The 19340-nt window shown below is 58.3% G+C and carries 11 protein-coding genes; 4 read left to right on the forward strand and 7 right to left on the reverse strand.

Going from position 1 to position 19340, the window contains the following annotated elements; genetic code table 11:
• Positions 1 to 6 precede the first annotated feature (6 nt).
• From BcanWU425_RS25250 to rfbC, 5 genes are all read right to left on the reverse strand, one after another.
• Positions 7 to 6741: a DUF4082 domain-containing protein gene (locus BcanWU425_RS25250; RefSeq protein ID WP_204510849.1), complete on the reverse strand. Its 6735-nt coding sequence runs from the start codon at positions 6739 to 6741 to the stop codon at positions 7 to 9.
• An 88-nt stretch (positions 6742 to 6829) separates the two neighbouring features.
• A complete protein-coding gene (gene rfbA, locus BcanWU425_RS25255) occupies positions 6830 to 7729 on the reverse strand; it encodes a glucose-1-phosphate thymidylyltransferase RfbA (RefSeq protein ID WP_311979544.1) in 900 nt (299 codons plus the stop codon).
• Positions 7638 to 8627 carry a dTDP-4-dehydrorhamnose reductase gene (gene rfbD / locus BcanWU425_RS25260; protein ID WP_204510848.1) on the reverse strand — a complete coding sequence of 330 codons (990 nt, stop codon included), beginning with the start codon at positions 8625 to 8627 and terminating at the stop codon, positions 7638 to 7640. The genes rfbA and rfbD overlap by 92 nt, the downstream gene beginning before the upstream one ends.
• Positions 8628 to 8635: 8 nt before the next feature.
• Positions 8636 to 9694: a dTDP-glucose 4,6-dehydratase gene (rfbB, locus tag BcanWU425_RS25265; RefSeq protein WP_204510847.1), complete on the reverse strand. Its 1059-nt coding sequence runs from the start codon at positions 9692 to 9694 to the stop codon at positions 8636 to 8638.
• A 10-nt stretch (positions 9695 to 9704) separates the two neighbouring features.
• On the reverse strand, positions 9705 to 10262 hold the full coding sequence (rfbC, locus tag BcanWU425_RS25270) for a dTDP-4-dehydrorhamnose 3,5-epimerase (protein WP_231188651.1): 558 nt from the start codon (positions 10260 to 10262) through the stop codon (positions 9705 to 9707).
• A gap of 348 nt (positions 10263 to 10610) precedes the next feature.
• Here rfbC and BcanWU425_RS25275 point away from each other — a divergent pair, with 348 nt between their 5' ends.
• The 3 genes from BcanWU425_RS25275 to BcanWU425_RS25285 all read left to right on the forward strand — a co-directional run bounded on the left by BcanWU425_RS25275 (position 10611) and on the right by BcanWU425_RS25285 (position 16703).
• Entirely contained in the window at positions 10611 to 12890 is a 2280-nt protein-coding gene (locus BcanWU425_RS25275) for an AAA family ATPase (protein WP_231188655.1), read from the forward strand.
• Positions 12891 to 12989: 99 nt separating this feature from the next.
• Positions 12990 to 15071, forward strand: coding sequence for a hypothetical protein (locus BcanWU425_RS25280; RefSeq protein WP_204510845.1), 2082 nt, complete (start codon positions 12990 to 12992; stop codon positions 15069 to 15071).
• 162 nt (positions 15072 to 15233) lie between these two features.
• Complete coding sequence (locus BcanWU425_RS25285) at positions 15234 to 16703, forward strand: exopolysaccharide biosynthesis polyprenyl glycosylphosphotransferase (protein ID WP_204510844.1); 1470 nt, start codon at positions 15234 to 15236, stop codon at positions 16701 to 16703.
• Positions 16704 to 16771: 68 nt separating this feature from the next.
• Here BcanWU425_RS25285 and BcanWU425_RS25290 read toward each other — a convergent pair whose 3' ends face one another.
• Positions 16772 to 17140: an H-NS histone family protein gene (locus tag BcanWU425_RS25290; protein WP_204510843.1), complete on the reverse strand. Its 369-nt coding sequence runs from the start codon at positions 17138 to 17140 to the stop codon at positions 16772 to 16774.
• 715 nt (positions 17141 to 17855) lie between these two features.
• Between BcanWU425_RS25290 and BcanWU425_RS25295 the strand changes: the two genes are divergently transcribed.
• Positions 17856 to 18239, forward strand: coding sequence for an H-NS histone family protein (locus BcanWU425_RS25295; RefSeq protein ID WP_085395796.1), 384 nt, complete (start codon positions 17856 to 17858; stop codon positions 18237 to 18239).
• 69 nt (positions 18240 to 18308) lie between these two features.
• On the opposite strand, the gene BcanWU425_RS25300 is transcribed toward BcanWU425_RS25295, so the two are convergent.
• Positions 18309 to 19334 (reverse strand): nucleotidyltransferase family protein, encoded by a 1026-nt coding sequence (locus tag BcanWU425_RS25300; protein ID WP_231188656.1) that lies wholly within the window; start codon positions 19332 to 19334, stop codon positions 18309 to 18311.
• Between the last annotated feature and the right edge of the window lie 6 nt (positions 19335 to 19340).

Genomic DNA, 19340 nt, shown 5'->3' on the forward strand with positions numbered 1-19340 from the left:
AATCTCCTATGCTGCGAGCTGCGCCCTGAAGACGACGTCGACCGCGTAGCTCGTCGCGTTAAAGGTGTTGCTCGGGAAGAGGCTGCCGGATCCGTACGCGTAGACGCCGTTACCCCCGCTTGACGAGGATGACGGAGCCGTTAGTGGTCCGTTGGTCACCGCATTGGCAAACAGGTTTGGATCGTCCGAGTAGTTGCCCGCAGTGTGGTAGGAAGCGATATAAGTCGTTCCCGCCGTGATCGTGACTGGCGTCGCGAAGTTGACCTGCTGCCAGCCGCTCGCCGTCTCGTTGGAAAAGGTCGCGGTGGCTAACAAGCTGCCTGTGCTGCTCCAGAGATCGGCGACGTGCGTCCCCGTGTTGGATGGTCCCTTGTAGAAGCGCACGCCAACAATGTCGCCCGAGGTGGACGCCTGAAACTTCATACCCAGTTCGACAGAATTTGGATCATTCACTGTAACCACGCTTGGCGTTGGATTCGCGCTGAACAGACTCACAGTGCTCGCGGACGGCGCATGGACGGTGACATCCGCCCTCGCGCTTGCCGTGCCGCCCCGGCCATCCGCGATGACGTAGTTGAACGACGCCGGTCCGGTGTATCCGTTGACTGGCGTGAACGTCACAGTGTTGTTTTGAGAACTGAAACCGACTGTACCGTTGACGGCGCCACTGACGCCCGTGATCGTAAGAGCATCCCCATTCGAATCGGTATCGTTTGCTAGAAGCGTCGAACCGGAAATACTGAGAGGTACATTTTCGGTCGCATTGAAACCACTGTCGTTATTGGCGATCGGGGGCTGGTTCGTGCCGCCGGTGGAATTGTTGAACACGACGTCGACCCAGTAATTGGTGGCACTGAATGTGCTAGTCGGAAACAGATTTCCTGTTCCATAGCTATAGACACCATTGTTGCTTGCGGCAGCCGTGAGCGGGCCATTCGCGTGGGCAGTGGCGAAGTAGTTAGGCGTATCGGCATAATGGCCGTTGCTGTGGAAGCTCGCGACATAGGTGGTGCCGGCCGCGATCGATACTGGGCTGCTGAACGTCACGGTTTGCCAACCGCTGCTGGTCTCGTTGGAGAAGGTTGCGGTCGCCAGGAGCGTGCCTGTGCTACTCCACAGCGAGCCGGCGTGAGTACCGGTGTCATTCGCACTCTTGTAGTACTTGATTGCGGAGATGGTTCCGGCCGCCGAGGACGTAAACCGTACGCCAAGATTGACTTGCGATGTGTCGGACGTTGATAGCACTGATGGCGTGTCGGAACTCGAGAACAAGCTGACCGTCGAGGGCGCGGTGCTCACCGCAACATTGAACGTTTCGCTGGCGGCGAGACTGCCGAGATCGGTTGCGGTTGCCTTTACGCTGACCGTGCCGACATCGCCAGACGCCGGTGTGCCGCTGAAGGTCCGGGTGGTGGCGTTGAAACTCAACCAGCCAGGCAGTGGCGAGCCATCGGCGGCGGTTGCCGTGTAGGCGAGCGAATCGCCGGAATCAACGTCAGTGAAGGTGCCGGCAGGCAGCGTCAGCGAGAAGGCCGAACCAACCGTTGCCGTTTGGTTGCCGGTCTGGACCGCCAGCACCGGCGCGTCATTGGCGCCGTGAACGGTGATCGTGAGTGTCGTGGACGAGGTCGCGCCGGCGGCGTCGCGCATCGTATAATTGAAGACGTCAGTCACCGTGTTGGTCGCAAGCCGCAGGGCCTGCACGGCGGGATCGGTTTCGTTGACGGTATAAGTGAAAGCTCCCGTCGCATTGAGCACGAGGCCACCATGCGCTCCATTCAAAGTCGAGCCAAGCGTGCCAGCGGTCGAGCCGAAGGCGACCGCAGTTACGGTCTTGGTGTCGCCGGCGTCTGGATCCGTGTCATTGGTCAGTACGTTTCCCGTAGCGGGCGAGCCGCCCGTGCCGTTGGCGAGGCCGCCTTTCTCCGTGGCGTCGCCAGTATCGGCGACCGCCGTCGGCGGTGCGTTCGGCGTCGTCGTCACCGCTATATTGAACGTTTCGCTGGCGGCGAGACTGCCGAGATCGGTTGCGGTTGCCTTTACGCTGACCGTGCCGACATCGCCAGACGCCGGTGTGCCGCTGAAGGTCCGGGTGGTGGCGTTGAAACTCAACCAGCCAGGCAGTGGCGAGCCATCGGCGGCGGTTGCCGTGTAGGCGAGCGAATCGCCGGAATCAACGTCAGTGAAGGTGCCGGCAGGCAGCGTCAGCGAGAAGGCCGAACCAACCGTTGCCGTTTGGTTGCCGGTCTGGACCGCCAGCACCGGCGCGTCATTGGCGCCGTGAACGGTGATCGTGAGTGTCGTGGACGAGGTCGCGCCGGCGGCGTCGCGCATCGTATAATTGAAGACGTCAGTCACCGTGTTGGTCGCAAGCCGCAGGGCCTGCACGGCGGGATCGGTTTCGTTGACGGTATAAGTGAAAGCTCCCGTCGCATTGAGCACGAGGCCACCATGCGCTCCATTCAAAGTCGAGCCAAGCGTGCCAGCGGTCGAGCCGAAGGCGACCGCAGTTACGGTCTTGGTGTCGCCGGCGTCTGGATCCGTGTCATTGGTCAGTACGTTTCCCGTAGCGGGCGAGCCGCCCGTGCCGTTGGCGAGGCCGCCTTTCTCCGTGGCGTCGCCAGTATCGGCGACCGCCGTCGGCGGTGCGTTGGTGTTGGAGGATCCGTTGAACACCACGTCAACATAGTAGTTGCTCGACTTGTAAACGTTGGTTGGGAACGGCGCACCGGATCCGTAGGCATAGACTCCATTCCCGGCCGCTGGCGCGCTCAACTGGCCATTGGTAATAGAATTCGTGAAATAGCTCTGAGTGTCTGAATAGTTGCCGTTGGTGTGGTAGGAAGCGACATATGTCGTGCCCGCGGTAACGGCTATCGGACTCGAAAAGCTTACCTGCTGCCAGCCGCTGGCGGTCTCGGCGCTGAAAGTCGCAGTGCCCAGCAGCGTTCCCGTCGCAGTCCAGAGATGCGCGACGTGTGTACCCGTATTCAACGAACCCTTGTAGAACCGGAGGCCGGTTATCGTCCCGTTGACCGAGGCGCTGAATTTGACTCCAACCTCGACGGAACTCGTGTCACCCGAATTGACCACACTCGGCGTGTCGGTGGTGGCGAACAGGCTCTGAGCGGAAACCGGGTAATTGACATTGAGGGAGACCTGGCCGGTTCCGCTGGCCTCGCTCGTGTCAGTGATGGTGTAGGAGAATTGAGCCGGTCCGGCGAAATTCGCGGTCGGAGTAAACGTCACCGTCTGAGTTTGTGCGTTGTAGCTTACGCTCCCGTTGACCGGGCTGCTCACGCTGGTGATCGAAAACGACAGGCCGGCCGGATCCGTATCATTGGCGAGGAGCGCCGACGCCGGAATACTCAGCACACCATTTTCCGCAACGTTAAACCCGCTGTCATTGTTGGCCTGCGGTTGCAGGGTGGTGTCCCTGAAGACGACGTCTACCCAATAATTATCAGCCTTTATGTTCGAAACGGTGTTCGGGAAAAGCGGTCCGGGACCGTACGCATAGACACCATTGAGGCCGCTACCTGTGGCCGTCAAGGGACCGCGGGTATGTCCGGCGTTATCGAAATAGAAGTCGGTCGTGGAGTACTGACCGGTATTCGTGTGGTAGGAGGCGACGTAGGTGAGCCCGGCCTGCACATGCACTGGTGTCGCGAAATTCACCTGTTGCCAACCGCTAGCGGTTTCGTTGGTGAACGTCGCGCTTGCAAGCAGCGCGCCGCTGGTAGTCCAGAGATCGCCAAGATGCGTCCCTGTGTTCTGCGGCCCCTTGTAGAACCGGATGCCGGTGATGTCGCCCGATACGGCGGCGACGAATTTCACGCCCAGTTCTGCGGCGCCGGCATCATTGGTGGTGATGACGGCCGGCGTATCCGTCGGACTAAACATCGACAAGTTCGTCGAAGGCGTAACCGTGTAGCCGACTCCCGCGCCCGGAGTTTCAAGATTGACGCTGTCATCCACCGCCCTGCTTTCGATCTTGTACTGGCCGGAAGCGCCTGCGGTGAATGTATACGACCATGTCACGTTCGCGGTGCCGAAACCGCTGGTGGCGGGATGCCACGTCTTTCCGCTGTCGGTCGAGACTTCGACACCGCCGATGACGCCACCCACATCACTGGCCGTTCCCGTGACGGTGACCGACTGGCTCTCCGGGACGCTGCTGGCCGAAACGTTCGTGATGGTGGAGGTCGGCGCCGTGTGATCACTCGATTGGGATGCGATCACCAGACTCGCCTGCAGCGTCGCGGGCTGCACGCCCATATCGGCGAGCACATTGACCGTCGCCTGCTGAACATTCGGATCAATCGGCGTCGCCGAGCCCGTCACCTGATCGTGGTCGGAGGCAAGGCCCCACGACCAGAACACCGTACCGGCTCCGAAAACCAAAGCACCACTGACGGGGTCGCGAAACTCGACCAGATTATGCGTTGCCGTTCCGTTACCCGTGGTGTTGCCATAGTCCAACAGATATTGGCCGTTGATCTGCAACGTCGTCGACGACACATCGACCAGTCCAGCCGGGCGGAAGCCATTGTCGGGCGATGAATCCCACTCGTAACCAAGCAAATTTTGTACAAGGGACGCCGATTGGCCAGACGGCGTGTTGGCGACCGACGTATTGCGCCAAAAGCGTAACTTCGTCATGCCATACGGAATTTTGATCACGTCAGTACGGTCGGAGTCGACCTGAAACACCGTGCCGGTGAGGGCATTGGACGGGATCCCCGCCATGCCTCCGGTTGACGCAAAACGCGCGTCCATGAACGTGCTTGTTGCCGTCCCGGTCGGATCGATCAACTGATTGGCGTGGGTGTCCTTGTACGTAATCAGGGTTCGGTTCGCGGTGTGACTGGGATCGATGCTGGCCGCGAGTCTTGTCTGCCAGTACACCTCGTTGCCACTGAGGAACATCAAGTTGGTGCCGGCATGGCCGGCCGCCTGGACGTTGGAAACCTGGCTGTCGGTCCAATATTCGTCATGGCCAACGTCCATGTAGACTTGATGGTTGAGCAGGAGTGATCCGCTGGTCGCCGCGTCGATGCCGGAGATATAGGAGACATCGTATCCATTCTGCTCGAGCCAGTAGATCGCCGGATACTCCGCCGAGAACACCATGTCATTGGAGGTGCCGAACAGACCGCCGTCACGCGTCGTGATCGGACGGTTGTAGCTCACGGCATAGGCGGAACCGTTGATACCAGGTCCGTTGCCGGCGTAAAGATCGGCCCCGCCCCAAGGGTTATATGCTTCCCAGGTTTGGTCAGACGTTTGGAACACGATAGCGCTGGTGGACGCATCGCTGCGGACGACAAACGGAATTTGGAAAACCTGCGTGCCGTCAATAACATTGGCAATGTAGACGCCTGATACGGCGGTCGTCGGAACTGTCCAAGAGTCAGTCACACTCCAGTTGCCGGCGTCCACGAGACCAGTGGACGTATCCTTTAACGGGGCCGGTTGAATCACCGAGGCCGCAGCCTGATGCTGCAAGCTCGTAATCAGCCGGGCACCGTTGCCGCCGTAGTAACCAAGCCGGTAGATATCGATATGGTAGTTCGGCGCGCCGGTCTGGTTGTTGATCTTGAATTGAACGGTGCTGCCGACATTGGTACTTATCGCCGTCGTGAACCCCTGGATTTTCGTTGAGTCTGCGCCAGCGGCGATCTGCCAGACGCTTTGCGGCGTGCCTTGTTTCTGATTCTCCAGCACGATCGGGTTGGTCGGGTCCGCAACGACGGTGCCGCCCTGGCCGTCGCTTGCAAAGGTCCAGTTCGGGTCATTCCCGGAGAACAGCAAGGTGACGTTGTCGGCTCCGTTGCCGAAATCGACCGTACTGATATTTGAGCTGCTGTCGTAATGAACCGACGCCGACATCGTCGACGTGAAGGAAAGATCCCTGAGATCAATGAGATTGCCAGCCGAAAGCGGTCGATCCGGCGATGAACTTCCGATCAGGCCGTGGAATTGGGTGGAGTGATCGAGGATAAGATTGCCCGCATCGGTCTCGAAGGACACGGTTATTCCGGAAAAAGATCCACTCAAGACTTGCCCAGAGACCGCCCCTCCGATCTCGAGAGTTGCCTTGTCGGAAATCGCGAAGTCCCCCGATCCACGGACGTCTCCCTTAAAATCTGCCGCAGCAACGCGCTCTCCGCTGAAGGATCCAAGCTTGACGTTCCCGTCGTTTGTTGCGTCGCCCTCTACGACGAATGAGCTTCCAGCCCCGAGCGAAACTGTCGCATCTGCATCGACAACCAGCCTGGTTATGTCGACATTGCCTGCGGCTGCAACAACATAGCGTCCCGGCGCATCGATGGACGCGGTGGACGAGATATCCGGAACGCCGGCACTCCAGTTCGCAGCAACATTCCAATAGCCGCCGCTCGCATTGATCCAACGAGTCGCACCCGACAGCTGGGCAGACAATGTTGTCTGCAACGCTGCGGCAGCGTAACTGAGCACACCGCCGATGGCGGTCAGCTGCCGGGAACTTGCACCCGGACCTGCGACCACACTTGCCTCGGTCCCGACGTTCGAGCTCCCAACTGGCAGGCCTGCGCGGGATGGAATCCAGAGCGGCTGCCACACCGGCAGATTGTTGCTCCAGGTCGCGGCCCAGAAGGGCGGTCGCTCCAGGCTTGGGATCGTCGGGTTGAAGTCACTTTCTTCCGGGAGGAGAGGCCTTGCTCCTCGATAGAAGACGCTCGACCTTTGATTCAGCATGGCCAGCCTCTCGCAATTTCTAATAAATACATTTAATTTAAATGGATAGCGAAGGTCAATTCATTATATATTAAATTTGATAGCTGGATCAGGCGACCTCGATAGCGGAATCAGCAGCCGAAAGGCGCAGAATTTCGTTGAGGTATCTCCCATACCCGCTCTTCTCCAGCGGCTGAATCAGCGCGAGAAGCTGGTTTCGATCGATGAAGCCCTGCAGCAAGGCGATCTCTTCAATGCAAGCCACCTTCATGCCCTGCCGCTTTTCTATGGTTTGCACGAAAGTCCCTGCCTCGATAAGCGACTCGACCGTGCCGGTGTCCAACCATGCGAAGCCCCGCCCCATACGTTCGACGTGGAGAGCGTCCGCCGAGAGGTAGCGCATTTGCAGATCGGTTATTTCGAGTTCTCCGCGGGCCGACGGTTCGACGCGACGGGCATACCGCACCACACGATTGTCAAAGAAATAAAGACCCGTGATTGCCCAGTTCGACGTCGGCTTGCTCGGTTTCTCCTCGATTCGTGCAGGACGTCCCGCATCATCAAACGTAACGACGCCGTATCGTTCGGGATCGCGCACGTGATATGCGAAGACAGTTGCGCCTTCCTCGCGTGAGGCAGCCCTGGCGAGCAGTTCACGCAAGCCACTACCGAAAAAGATATTGTCTCCGAGCACCATTGCCACGCGGTCGGTTCCGATGAAATCGGCCCCAACGATAAACGCCTCCGCGAGCCCTCCCGGACGGGGTTGCTCGGCATAGCTGAGGCGAATGCCCCATTGGCTTCCATCTCCGAGCAATCGCTCGAAATGGCACCGGTCTGCCGGCGTGGTGATGACCAAGATCTCGCGGATCCCTGCCAGCATCAACACCGACAAGGGATAGTAGATCATCGGCTTGTCATAGATCGGCAGTAATTGCTTGCTGACCGCGCGCGTGATCGGATAAAGGCGCGTTCCGCTGCCGCCAGCCAGGACGATTCCCTTCAGCATCAGTGTCTCCTTCTCCGACGAGTTGGTCGAGACAGGTTTCGAGAGAGTCGAGCCAAGCCGGCAACCGAATTCCAAACACGCGTTCCGCTTTGGATGAGTCCAGTCGCGAGTTCGGTGGCCGGCGCGCAGCACAAGGATACTGCTCGGTCGTAATCGCTTCGAGCTTTGGAGGCTGCCTCCCCCGACGGGATAAACCGTCGAAAATTGCCTCTGCAAAGCCGTGCCAGGTCGTCGTTCCTTGGCCGGTCACGTGAAAAATTCCCGCCGCGGTGCGGCGATCGCCGGTGAGCGACCGCTCGGCAATGTGGAGGAGCGCCGCCGCCAGATCCACGGCCGAAGTTGGGCTTCCCTGCTGGTCGCAAACGACCTTTACAATCGGGCGCGTCTCGGCCAGCCGCAACATCGTCCGAACGAAGTTGCTGCCAATCGCGCTGTAAATCCAAGAGGACCTGACGACGGTGGCCAGCGGATGCGCCGCCAAGACAGCCGCTTCGCCGGCTAGCTTCGAAGCGCCGTACGCGTTCAACGGTGCTGGAACGTCTGACTCGTCGTAAGCCTCATGCTTCGCACCATCAAAGACATATTCGGTTGACAAATGTACAAATGGAATATTTCTCTGCCATGCGATATCCGCCAACGCCGCCGCACCGTCGCGGTTGATGCTGAAGGCCTTTCCGGTTTCGGATTCTGCCTGATCTACAGCCGTATAGGCAGCGACGTTGATGATCATAGAGGGAGCGACCGAGGCAACCATCCTGTCGATCCCCTCCCGGACTTCCAGGTTCAGCTCCTCGCGTCCGAGGGCCACCGCAGGCAAGCCGCGAAGGTTAGCAAGATCACGAAGGCAGCTGGCCAATTGGCCATTCCGACCAGCAATCAAAATCGATCGTTCAATCATGTGCGACCTCAGTGTAGGGTGCCTGGGAGACCGAGACGCGATCCGTCGTAGACGCTGTTGCGAGCGCCCGCCCACCAGGCGCCGCTGGCCAGATACCATTCCACGGTGTCGGCGAGACCTTGCTCGAAGCTTCGGGTCGGCTGCCATCCCAGCTCGCGGTGAGCCTTAGACGCGTCGATCGCGTAACGTGCGTCGTGTCCCGGACGGTCCGGCACGAACGTAATAAGCGACCGCCTCGCTGCCGGCCCGGGACGTAATCGATCAAGCACGTCACAGATCTGGCTGACAACCTCCAGGTTGGACCGTTCGCTGTCCCCGCCGAAATTATACTTCTCTCCCGGCCTGCCCTCGAACAGCAGCCGTATCAAACCGGCTGCGTGATCCTCTACATAAAGCCAGTCACGCACATTGCTGCCATCACCATAGAGAGGCAGCGGCTTGTACTCGATCGCGTTGAGAATCGTCAGCGGAATGAGCTTTTCCGGGAATTGGAACGGTCCGTAATTGTTCGAACAGTTCGACACGACAACCGGTAAGCCGTAGGTCTTATGCCAGGCGAGCGCGAGGTGATCCGAAGCCGCCTTGCTCGCTGAATAAGGCGAACTCGGCCGATAGGGTGTATCTTCCCGGAAGCGGTCGAACGATCCCAAAGAACCGTAGACCTCGTCCGTCGACACGTGGACGAATCTGAACTGCTTCCGCCGCTCGTCTGGCAACCGATCATGGTATCGCCTGGCTGCCTCCATCAGCGTGTAGGTGCCGATTATGTTGGTAGTGATGAACTTTGCCGAACCTGTAATCGAGCGGTCGACATGACTCTCTGCGGCTAGATGAATGACCGCAGTTGGCTCCCATCGAGCAAATAGACGATCTACAGCCTCCTGATCGCAGATGTCGTGCTGCTCAAACCGATAGGAGCTTGAGCCGTCGATGGATGCCAACGACGCCAGATTGGCCGCATATGTCAATTTATCGACATTGACGACGGTGACCCCTGCCTCCGACACCAGCTGTCGACAGACGGCAGAACCGATAAATCCCGCTCCGCCCGTCACCAGGACACGCATGCCACGTCCTCTATTCAAACACTGAAACAAGCTGGTCGAAGTTGGGAAGCGTTCGGTCCTTTGCGGAAAGCCGGACCTCTGAGGCCTTCACGGGCCACTCGATCGCCAAGTCGGAATCGGCCCAATGAATTCCCCCGTCGTGCGCGGGAGAGTAGACCTCATCAACCTTGTAGAAGACCATGGTTTGAGGCTGCAGTGTGCAAAAGCCGTGAGCGAACCCTTTTGGAACGAACAACTGCTCGTCGCTCTCGCTGTCCAGCTTGACCGAGACGTGCCTGCCGAACGTCGGGGAGGAGCGCCGAAGATCGACCGCAACATCGAGAATCGCTCCCTTTAGCACCCGGATCAGCTTGGCCTGCGCGAACGGCGGTCGCTGGAAGTGTAATCCGCGAACCGTCCCGACCGGCTCCGAGCATGATTGATTGTCCTGGATGAAATCGTTCGGAATCCCCTTTTCCGCAAAAGCGGAGCGACGAAACGTCTCGCAAAAATAGCCGCGGGCGTCAGAAAACCTTTCTGTTCGGACCAATTTGACGTCCGGAATCGCCAAACTTCGCACTTCCAGCATCGGCATTCTCCGCCAGCCGCCGCCCTTCAAATGAGACGGCCCGATCTTCCCCGAAGCCCTCCAAACTGACCGGCCGAGCCCAGCAGGTGGCTCGGAGGAACAGGTCAGGCTCAATCAATCCGCGCTCCGGTGAGTGGTCGCCGACCATCCCGTTTAATTCCGTTGTCTTAAATATTCAATATTCATTTAATTTGCAAGCGACATTTTATAGTATATATTGATTTTAAATGATGCGACCCATTTCAAAACGAGGGCGGCGCCCGCCCCCCGCGCGACGTCATCACTGCCCGAGAGGCCTGTTTGATGCTTCATACCCATCCGCTCCAATCCGAAAGAACACGCCTTCCAATGATCCTGCAGCCCGACCGCGATGGCGCTGGCGTCGGCGAGCTGATCAAATTGGGCATCGTATTTGTACGGCGCCAATATCTCGTGATCCTTGTGACCGCAGCTCTCGTAACTGCGAGCAGCCTGATTTACCTGCGGCTGGTGCCGCCAACGTACACGGCGCAGGTTCAAATCATTCTCGCAAATCCAAGAGCCCAATTCCTCCAGCAGCAGTCACTTCTCTCGGAGCCGCTCGTCGATGTCGCTCAAATCGAGACGCAGCTACAGATCATCAAATCACGAGCAACCGCTGTCGAAGTGATCAACCAACTGAAGCTAGCCAATCACCCCGACTTCAAAGCGCCGGACCTGTCCCTGTCTTCCCTCCAGCGCTGGATCCAGCGGTGGAGATCCGATCCTCTGAAAGATGCGCAGTCTGCGGCACCAAATCAGCCGTCCGAAACCACCATTGCGGCTTTTCTGGACCGCCTCTCTGCAGGCCGGATTAGCTATAGCCATGTCATCGAAGTGAATTTCAGCTCGAGCGATCCCGTGCTGAGCGCGGAGATCGCAAATGCAGTCGCAAGCACCTATATCAACGGCCAGCTCAGCGCAAAGTTTGATGCCACTCGGACAGCAACAAGCTGGCTGCAGGACCGTCTCCGCAATCTTGGCGATGAGGCGTTGACCGCTGAACGCGCCGTCAATGCTTACAAGTCTCAGAACAACATTGTCTCGCCGGGCGGTAAGCCGATTGGCGAGCAGCAAATCAATGAGCTCAATGCCCGCCTTGTGGCTGCTCGTGCACAGACCTCCGATGCGCTGGTAAAACTCAAGGGCTATGAAACCATCCTGCAGACCGGCTCCAAGAGCTCGCCTGTGGCCGGTTTACCTGAGGCGCTGGGCGCCGACGTGCTCCAGAGCCCGATCATCACGAGCCTTAGACAGCAATATCTCGACCTGGCACGACGCGAATCTGAATGGTCGACGCGTTATGGACGCGATCACCTCGCGGTCGTCAATCTTCGGAATCGAGTGCGGGATCTCCGGACGTCGATTCTTGAGGAAGTCAGGAGACTTGCCGAGTCCAGTCGAAACGACTTTGAGGCCGCCCAGCAGCGGCAACAGGAGCTCGAGAAACAACTTACCCAAGCTGTGTCGCATTCGCGCCTCACAAATTCGGCGGAACTGACCATTCGAGATCTGGAGAGCCGGTCCAAGAGCCTGCGCGCGCTCTACGAGACGTTTCTGCAACACTACATGGGTTCGGCACAACAAGAGACCTTCCCCATTTCAGAGACGCGGGTGATCTTCCCCGCTTCGGCCGCCCAAACCAAGAGCAAGCCAAAGACCAAGGTGGTGCTTGGCATCGGCCTTCTGAGCGGACTTGCGCTCGGCATACTCCTGGCCTTCGTCAGGGACGTGATGGACCGTGTTTTCCGCACCACGTCCCAACTCGAGGCCACGCTGGAACTCCCGTGCTTGTCTCTCGTCCCGATCCTAAGTGTGTCCCGACAGCAGAGGCCAGCGGCTCGGCTCCAACAGACGCAAGAGGAACTGAGCCAACGAATAATTTCGACCGTTCCGGACATTCATCGTGCCGTCGTCGGCATGCCCCTCTCACGGTATACCGAGGCAATTCGCTCGATTAAGCTTGCAATCGATCATAGTCCGGCGAAGACCCCGAACCAGGTGATTGGCATAACATCCGCTCTTCCCAACGAAGGGAAGACGACGATTTCCGCCTCGCTTGCGCAACTCATCGGACACAGCGGCAAGAAAGCCATCATTGTCGATTGCGACCTCAGAAATCCGACGCTCTCGGCGAGCGTCGCGCCCAAAGCCCCAGATGGCATCATTGAAGTTGCGAACGGCTGCTGTTCGCTTGAAGACGCAATCTGGAGAGATCCAAGGACAAACCTTGCATTCCTTCCGGCGGTTCGTCGCGGTCCTCTGCTTCATACAAGCGAGATTCTGTCCGACCCATCGATATGCAAGCTATTTGATCGTCTCCGGCAAAGCTACGACTACATCATCGTGGATCTTCCGCCGCTCACTCCTCTTGTCGACGTGCGCGTGACCGCTCCTCTGATCGATTGCTACGTACTGGTCGTCGAATGGGGGCGTACTAAAATTGACGTCGTTCAGCATGCTTTGCATACCGCTCCGACCATTTCCGACGCGCTCATCGGCGCGGTATTTAATAAGACTGACATTAAGGCGATGGCGCGATACGACGCCGGACGCAGCGACTACTATGATGACAGCCACTACATTCGGTACGGCCTTTCGGGCTCTTGAACTGGCCGTGTCGCGGTGCGTTGCAATTCTAGAAGGCAGATCAGAGTGCCTGTCGAGCTGAGCATCTGCCGATCGGTCAGACAGAGGGGGTGATGCTATATGGTCGTCAAATTCCTAATGCTGGCTGTTCTTATGACCATCGCCTCGGCATTTGCAACGCCCGAAGTCTCGCGCGTTCAGGGCATATTCTCGGCTCTTCTCGCCGTCGCTGTACTGGGAGCAGCAATCTTCATCTCCTCCTCCGCAGTCGCGCGACTAGCACGACGTCTACGGCCCCTTCTCATCCTTGCGCTCGCTGCGCCGGCGGTTTGGATGGCTCTCCAGCTCGTTCCACTTCCGATCCATGGACTCGGTAGTCCTATATGGCAAGCCGCATCAGCTGCCTTGAATGAGCCCCTTGCCGAACGGATCACAGTTGACGTTCGCACAACCGTGCAGGCGGTTTTGCACTACAACGCGGTCATCGCCCTCGCGCTCCTCACGGCAGTGGTCGCGTTGGACAAACAGTGCGCGTCACAGCTCCTCTACATTCTTGTCTCGGTCGCAGCTGGCGTCAGCGGGTATGCAATGTTACGGCAGATAAGCGGCTCGGATACCGCTCTCTTGCTTGTGAATAGTGCGGTTCCGGCGGCGCTGGGCTTGTTGCTATCCTCTGGGATGATGGTCGGTGCATTGGAGCAAAGCCGACGCATTAAGCAACCTTCAGGCTCCGCGCTAGGTTGGGCGACGAAACTATCGCTCGCTCTTTTGGCAATGCTCATCTGTCTGGCGAGAATTCTTGTTGGCGGCCAGACCAGCATTGTCGTTGCTGCACTGCTTGGCATGGTAATTGTGTTGGCCGTGTTCGCCATCCGCAACTGGTTCTACGGAATTTGGGGCACAGCAGGCGTGCTTGCGACGTCTGCGGTCCTGTTTCTCGCGAGCTTCACCATTGTGCCAATGAGGCAGGATACCGATCTGACGATCGCCCTATCCCGACATCAGCAAGCTGCGACTGAACGGATGCTGCAGGACACCGCGCCGACCGGCCTCGGCGCAGGAGCATACCCGGTAGTGCTACCAATTCATCGAGACATCGGCACAGCCGCGGCGCGAGAGCGCCCCACGGCCGCCGCGGCCATAGCTATCGAAATGGGCCGGACCTTTCTTTGCGGCTTGCTGATCGTTACGGTGCTTGGCGCCGCTACTTTGTTCAGGCGTTCCTTGCTGCGTGGTCACGACTACGTCTACGCTGCTATCGGTTCAGGCGCTGCGGTTTCGTTAGCTGTACTGGCCCTGATTGAGGATGGAATTCTCGAATACGGTGCATCGCTGCTCGCTGCTGCGCTGTTCGGGTTGGCTTTCGCTCAAAGCCGACCCAGTACTGCCAGCGAGATCTCCTATTCACGATCATCGCGGTCCGCAAATGGCGTAAACAGTCGAGATCCGATGAACCCGCCAATGCGCCCAAGCGCGTTCGGCAATGCGTCAGTGCGTCTTGGGCTGGGCTTCGTCGCGGTTGTTCTGATTGCGCAATCAGCCTGGCTGCTCACGCAGCGACCGCATCTCGGCGGTCTGCCGATTGGACAACCTGCCTTCAGCCGCACTTCAATCCAGGCGCTTTCGAGTACGCCGTCGAAGTCTCTTCCCGCCCACGGCGACTTGGGCGCAGAAATTCCCGCCACGGCACAGCCCAAGGTCGATGAAACTGCTGGTTCAAGGCCCGAGGACGGAACACATCTCGCGTCGCTAAATGCGTTCGCGGATGCACTGCACTACTCGCCTTTGCGAGGTGATCTTTGGCTCATGCTGGCGGCGATCTCGAAGGAGCAGAAGTCGACCGGATATGACCTCATCGCTTTGCTGAAACTCTCGTACTACACCGCACCAAATGATCTGGCGCTACTTCCGCTACGGCTGACTATCGTCCTCGGCACGGGCTCGGTTGCAAGTGAGCCCGAACTGCGTGAGCTGATAAAGCGTGACGTGAAAATTGCCTTGGCAGATCAGCCTGCCCTCAGACCGGCCCTCCTCGCCGCCTATAAATCCGCAGGAGCTGATGGCAAGGCTTTTGCGGACAATCTGATTTCTGAGTTAGATCCCGGTTATCTTCAGGGTATGCATGCGGGCATCCGAGTTCCCGGGACCGGAAGCGAATTTTCACCGCCGAACAGGGTCTCGGGAGAGAGAAAGCCGCGCTAGCGCCCGGCTATTCCTTTCAATTCCTAGGCGATCAAGAATCCGCCGGCCCCCGGCGCCAAGGATCAACCTCGGCACATTTAAAGTAGCGCGAATTGTGATTTTTTACTTGATATATTCATTTAATTATTAATAATTAAATTGTAGGTCTCGGGTATCCCGACAATGAATTTCATAAACCGACATTTCCCCCATGAGGAAGATAGGGACCGTATCGGTCCCAGGCCGTCGGTATCCCGCCAGCACAAATGGCCCCTTCGTTACGAGTCGATCGAATACGTGGCGCTCTGTGCGGATATTGCGACCATTCTTTTTGCGAGCGTCGTTTCGATGTGGGTGAGCCGAGCTCAGAGTGGATGGGCTGCAGGCGACTTAAGCAACGCACTTGGCCTGGCCCTAGTCAGCGCAACATGTCTCGTTTGCCTCTTGAAGACGCACGGTCTTTATCGGCCGGCCGAGCTCCTCGTCCTGCGAAGTCAGATGCGCGCCGTCTGGATTGCATGGGCGTCATTGTTGTTCTTGATATGGGCCGGGTACGGTTTTGCAATTGGTTCGGGCTCTTCTCACCAAGCGGGCACACTTTTCGCTGTCCTGGGCCTGGGCTTGCTTATGGCCGAGCGGTGGGGAGTGAGAGCGCTTCTCGGGAAGGGCCTGAGCGGCAGAAAATTCGCCAGCACAAACATTGTTCTGGTCAGCGACCAGCCGCCATCGAAAAACGCCGGACTGCCTGAAACGCTGGCGATGCATGGTTATTGTGTCCGAGGCCGGTTCAGCTTGCCCCCAATCGGCTTCGGTCCTGCCTGTCGAAGGCGGCTCACGGCTCGCGTGATTGACTACATTCGCAGCTCCGAGCTCGACCAGGTGGTTGTGGAAGCGCACCCGGAACGATGGCCCGAACTCCGGGCCTTCGTTGCCGATTTGCGGGTCTTGCCGCTACCGGTTGTGTTCGTGCCGGTCGGTACGACATCCGAATTGCTTCGACACCCCACACGAAGCCTTGGAAGTACGGTCTGTGTTGAACTCCAGGGTGGGCCGCTTACGCAGCTGGACTGTGCGACCAAACGAATCATTGATCTTTTCGGCGCCGCGCTCGCCTTGACGATACTTGCCCCGCTGCTTGTGCTGGCCGCACTTGCAATCAAGCTGGACTCGCCCGGCCCCATATTCTTTCGACAGCAACGCTGTGGTTTTAATGGCCGGATCTTCCTGATCCGCAAATTCCGGACGATGCATGTGCTCGAGGACGGGCCGGCGATCCTTCAGGCCCATCGCCTCGACCGACGGGTGACGCGCGTCGGCAAATGGCTGCGACGGACAAGCTTCGATGAACTGCCACAGCTGTTAAACGTTCTCGACGGCAGCATGTCGCTGGTCGGTCCCCGTCCTCATGCCTTGGCTCATGACGGAGAATTTGACAAGCTCGTGCGGAACTACGCCCTACGCCGCAGGGTCAGGCCAGGACTGACCGGATGGGCCCAAGTCCATGGCTGCCGCGGTCCAACCCCCACAGCCATCACGGTCGAAACACGCGTACAATACGATCTCTGGTACATCGACAACTGGAGCCTTCGGCTTGATCTCGTGATCCTGCTGCGAACTCCCCTCGAAGTGCTGCGGGGACGCAACGCCTATTAGGCCCACAGGATCACGGGCACTGCGGCGGCCATTTAACCCCACCCCTCCGTCGAACAGTGCAGATCAGGTTACGCGCGCTGACGAAGCTTCGGACTTGCATCCCCTATGCGAAAGTCCTCAATTCTTCGGCCAGACTTCATGGCAGCAACCAACCACCGCGGCCGCTTGCCGCGCCCCGACCAGGTCTCGGAGGTCTGGGGATTCCGGTATTTCGGCAGCACACGCGGATATTTGCGTCTCGCCTTGGCAGGCGGAGACACGCCCGGTCCGCTTGAGGCCGTCAAAACAGCCACCCCGCCCCCGAGGACCGCCAAGCGCTTCTCCAGTTCGTGCTTTTCTGCCTTAATTCGGTCCGATAAGATCCCGCTAATTTCCTCATGAAGCGACCAGAGATCGTCAAGGGACATTGATTCTAACTCGAGTTTCTTAGCTGGCATGCTCGCACCCTGTAGTTGCGCCAAACTTAATATGCCCCGGATCGACATTAATCAAGATGGTGAACTCGGTTTTCCCAACAAAAGTATGGAACCGTACTTAAATCCGCATTCCAGATAACTGCGTCGCAACAATCAATCAAGCCGAAACAGTGGGCTATCCGCATAATCTAATTGCGGAGCGGATAAATTTCACACGTCCAGCGGGCAGCCGTGGGACTATTCAAGCGAACCGATGTGATGGGATCACATCGAGCGCCGGTACAAGTCATCTGCACCACAACATTCTCGATGAATATGGTTGACGCGTAGGCTGCCCTCGTTTTTGGGCAATTTCGTTATCGCACGCCTTCGGATATGCGCAAGCGGGCGCCAACCAACTCAATGTCCGTCAGCCCAAACGGCCCGTGCTCGATTTGAGTTCCAGGCCCGAATGTCCGAGGGGTACAGCCGGGGGAAGATGCTCCGACTGTGCCGCACAAGAAGAACTCGATCGAGATCTTCCCGTTTCTTGCTCTGCAGCAAGTCATTGATCTGTCTATCCCCATTAATAAAATAACCCTCGCAATATTTAATTAAATAATATATTATTTATTCATTGTCGTATGGATCTGAAACACTGACTTTGGTCCATCGTTGATCGGGTGCTGGGGCAATAATTGCTCGAAAGCTTGATGACAGATGGATCAGGAGTCAGTCCAACGGTGACGAGAATGCTATGCGTCGGCAAGATCTCGAAGCCATGGACTTTGAGGAACTTTGGCTCCTTCACGAAGAGCTAACAAAGATACTTGCCGAAAAGATCACAGTCGAGAAGCGAGAGCTCGAAAAGCGTCTTGCGCAACTCAACCAGCCGGATCAATTCGGTGAAGCTGAACGCCGGGCCGCCAATGCCGGAACGAGCGAGCCGCCGCGCCGCAAATACCCGAAAGTCGTGCCAAAATACTTCAATCCACTCCGCCCGACGGAGACTTGGTCGGGGCGTGGTAAACAGCCTCGCTGGCTAGTTGCCGCGCTCCAATCGGGGCACACGCTCGAAGAGTTCAGGATTCGCGAGAACGACGAGTCGTCCGATCGGAATGCCGGTGGACAAGGGCATTAACTCCGCGCAACTGCAGACATGTCGTTTGCTAAAACTGTTTGGCCTTGAAGGCGTGCGAGCTTGCTGGCTTTACACCTTTCCGACACGAACGGCGGTGGCGGCCCTCAACAGGAACTGTAAGGTGTCCGTTCTTGGCACGGACCACAATCCAGGCCGCCGCATGCCGGTTTGCGTGCAACCAGAGGTCGCCTCCCGCCGGTAGTTTCTGAGGTCCAGGACCGTCATTGCGAGGAACGGCACACGTGTGGCCGGAAGGCGCGCTTGCATTAATTGTCGCATGAACTGCAGACGAGGAATCAGCCGGGTGCGCATTGAGCGCGGGATATCGACCCCAAGCAGCGCAGCAAGGGCGAGCAGTTGGGTTTCGACCGCGTTTTTCATCAGTTCGCCCGAGAAATGAGAGGCAAGTTCCTGCCAGTCCAGCCCTTCGGAATCATTCAAGTCGCGCAACTCAACCAGATGCCGCAGATCGAGTTCGCCAAGCCAGTAGCCGTAGTCTTGAAACTGATCGTGGATGATCAACATCAGCGCTCGATAAGTGGGCGTCGGGACGTACACGCGTCCCCGCCCCAGCAGCGCGGGGACGCAATGGTTCAGGGCATGTCCGGGGCCAGCATAGAGGTACGCGGGGCCTGGAGCGGCCCGTTGCAGATCGATGGTTCCGACATCCCGCGGTCGACTTAGCTCGACATACCATCTCCGGCTTTCGGGGCGCGCTTGATCATGAATTTCATAGCCAATTGCGCCCAGAGCGGCGACCGCCCTTTCAGCTTCGTCCGGCACGACCATAATATCCAGATCACACATCAGCCGAACTCCTCGCCGCTCGACAGGTGCTGTGGCTAGCGTTGCCGCACCCTTGAGCAACACCGGCGTAACTCCCTGGCCGTTCATCGCAATGACGGCCTCTTCCAGTTGACCGGCCAACCGATCGTTGCGCAGCACGTTTCGGCGATGGATCTGGCGGATATAGGTGCACACGTCCTCTGGCAACACCGATGCAAATTGATCAACGAAGTCAATGAGCGCAGGCGTCGTCAACGTCTGGTTTGCGAGCCCGATGACGGAGGTCCACTCCACGTCGACGGGCGGCAAGCCTCG

Origin of the sequence: Bradyrhizobium sp. WU425 (assembly GCF_021052305.1) — a bacterium.
GTDB classification, from domain to species: domain Bacteria; phylum Pseudomonadota; class Alphaproteobacteria; order Rhizobiales; family Xanthobacteraceae; genus Bradyrhizobium; species Bradyrhizobium canariense_D.